General features: G+C 78.7%; 2 protein-coding genes and 1 pseudogene. 2 read left to right on the top strand and 1 reads right to left on the bottom strand.

All coding sequences use genetic code 11. The features are described from left to right. The coding region (locus ACFQ11_RS37665; protein WP_378307732.1) for a dihydrolipoamide acetyltransferase family protein at window positions 1-1,000 on the top strand (1,000 nt) is incomplete at its 5' end. Window positions 1,001-1,055: 55 nt separating this feature from the next. Further along, a complete protein-coding gene (locus ACFQ11_RS37660) occupies window positions 1,056-1,241 on the top strand; it encodes a hypothetical protein (protein WP_378307730.1) in 186 nt (61 codons plus the stop codon). Window positions 1,242-1,560: 319 nt separating this feature from the next. Here ACFQ11_RS37660 and ACFQ11_RS37655 read toward each other — a convergent pair. Next, a pseudogene (locus ACFQ11_RS37655) lies at window positions 1,561-1,876 on the bottom strand (hypothetical protein); the annotation flags it as partial.

Genomic DNA, 1,876 nt, shown 5'->3' with positions numbered 1-1,876 from the left:
GGCCGAGCCGCCGCGGCACGCGCCCCGGGTGATCTCCCCGCTCGACCGCCGGTTCGCCCGCGAGCACGGCGTCGACATCGCGGCCGTCCGCCCGACCGGCCCGCGCGGGGTGGTCCTGCGCCGCGACATCGACCGCGCCATCGCCGCCCAGGCGTCCTCGGCGGAGCCCGCCGCGACCACACCCACCGCGACCACGTCCACCCCGGGCGCGTCCACCCCGGGCAAATCTTCGCCGGGCGCATCTTCGCCGGGCGCATCTTCGCCGGGCGCGCTCTCACCTGCGGCGTCCGCCTCCGCGGGCGGGTTCACGGCGGAGCGGATCCCGCTGCGCGGGCTGCGCCGGACGGTCGCCGACCGGACGGCCCGCAGCCGCCGGGAGATCCCCGACGCCACCACCTGGGTGGACGTCGACGCCACCGGGCTGCTCGCGGTGCGGGACGCACTGCGGGAGGCGCGGCCCGGTCTCCGCGTCGGCCTCCTGGCTCTGCTGGCCCGCATCTGCGTGGACGGCCTGCGGCGCTTCCCCGAACTGAACGCGTCGGTCGACGCGGAACGCGGCGAGATCGTCCGGCACGGGCACGTCCATCTCGGGTTCGCCGCGCAGACCGACCGGGGGCTCGTCGTGCCCGTCGTCCGGGACGCGCACCTGCTGACGACGGCGGGGCTCGCCGCCGAGCTGGCCCGCCTCACCGGCCTCGCGCGGTCGGGGAGACTCCCGCCCGGCGAGCTGACCGGCGGCACGTTCACCCTGAACAACTACGGGGTGTTCGGCGTGGACGGCTCCACCCCGATCATCAACCATCCCGAGGCCGGGCTGCTGGGCGTCGGCCGCGTCACCGGGCGTCCCTGGGTGGTCGGCGACGCGGTCGTGCCGCGCCAGGTGACGCAGCTCTCCCTCACCTTCGACCACCGGGTGTGCGACGGCGGCGCCGCCGGCGGGTTCCTGCGCCATGTGGCCGACCTCGTCGAGAACCCGGCGGTCCTCCTCGCCGACGTGTGACGGAACGAACCACCGACCCGTGATCGTTTTACAGTGATCATGATCGGAGGGCGCGATGCGGTTCATGTGGCACGTCGCGCGGGCACTGGCCCGCGGGCTCCTGGACGGCTCCCGGCGGGACCGCGGCGGGCGACCGGACCCCGCGGCGGGACGCTCCGCCCCCGCACCGGACGACCGGTCGGCCGGCACCGCCTCCGGCCGGACCGGCGAGCGCGCGAGGGACAACGCGGGCGGCACGTGACCGCCGCCGCGCCAGCTCGACCGGCCGGGCGGCGCGCGTCCGGGCTGAGGCCCGCCGCGGTGAACGCCGCGTGGACGCCGCCGAGCGCGAGCACCGCGGCGGCGTCCGTCCCGGGCGATGCGGGCGCCGGCGGGGCGCGGACGAGACAGGCGTGCAGCATGCCGGGCCGCACGGCCTCGATCCGGGCGGTCAGATGGCCATCGTGCGGCCATCGTGCGCGGGGACGGACGCGGCACGGGCCGGACGGCGGCCGCCGCGTCTTCGCCCGGCCCGAAGACCGCCTCGCCGCGGTCGAGGGGCTCCGGCGGCCGGACGCCCGTCAGCCGCCGCGCCCGCCCGGCCGCGGGCGCGGCTGGCGGACGCGGCGGGCAGCGCGACGGCGGCGCGCGGACACGAGGGGAACGCGCGGCGTCCTCGGCGGCGCCGGGATGTCGAACTCGCCGGTCCCCGCCCGGACCGCCGCGGCGGCCTCCTCCGGCGGCACGCCGGTGAACACCAGCACGTCCGTGATGACCAGGCGCAGCGCGGCGAGCGCCTCGTGGTCGGCCTGCCCGGGCCGGCGCTCCCCCGCGCCGGGATCGCCGAGCCCGGCAGCGGCGTCGGCGGCGACGACGAGGACGCGCTCCCCGGCGTTC

The organism is Actinomadura sediminis, from assembly GCF_042675525.1.
GTDB lineage: Bacteria > Actinomycetota > Actinomycetes > Streptosporangiales > Streptosporangiaceae > Spirillospora > Spirillospora sediminis.
This window is presented reverse-complemented; position numbering and strand designations above follow the sequence as displayed.